Below are 490 nucleotides of genomic sequence, written 5' to 3'. Positions count from 1 at the left end.
TCACCGGTGGCTCCGGCGCCCTGGCCGGTATCCTCGCCCGGCACCTCGTCACCGGACGCGGCGTGCGCCGTCTGCTGCTGGTCTCCCGCACCGCCCCCTCCACGATCCTGATCGAGGAGCTGACCGAACTGGGCGCCCACGTCGATGTCGCGGCCTGCGATGTCTCCGACCGCGCCGCGCTCGCCCATGTCCTGGACGGCGTCGATCTGACCGCGGTGATCCACACCGCCGGCGCCCTCGACGACGGTGTCGTGGAATCACTGACCCCGCAGCGCCTCGACACCGTCCTGACGCCCAAGGCGGATGGTGCCTGGTATCTGCACGAGCTCACCCGCGACGCCGACCTGGCCGCGTTCGTCATGTACTCCTCCGCCGCCGGCGTCATGGGTGCCGCGGGCCAGGGCAACTACGCGGCGGCCAACGCGTTCCTGGACGCCCTGGCCGAACACCGCCACGCTGACGGCTTGCCCGCACTCTCCCTGGCATGGGG

General features: G+C 71.8%; 1 protein-coding gene. It reads left to right on the top strand.

What is annotated here, in order from left to right; genetic code table 11:
- On the top strand, positions 1 to 490 hold a 490-nt coding region (locus JK364_RS54600; protein ID WP_201858909.1), incomplete at both ends, for an SDR family NAD(P)-dependent oxidoreductase.

The organism is Streptomyces endocoffeicus (assembly GCF_016741935.1).
GTDB classification, from domain to species: Bacteria; Actinomycetota; Actinomycetes; order Streptomycetales; family Streptomycetaceae; genus Streptomyces; species Streptomyces endocoffeicus.
The sequence above is the reverse complement of the archived record's forward strand: the minus strand, read 5'-3'. Positions and strand labels throughout refer to the sequence as shown.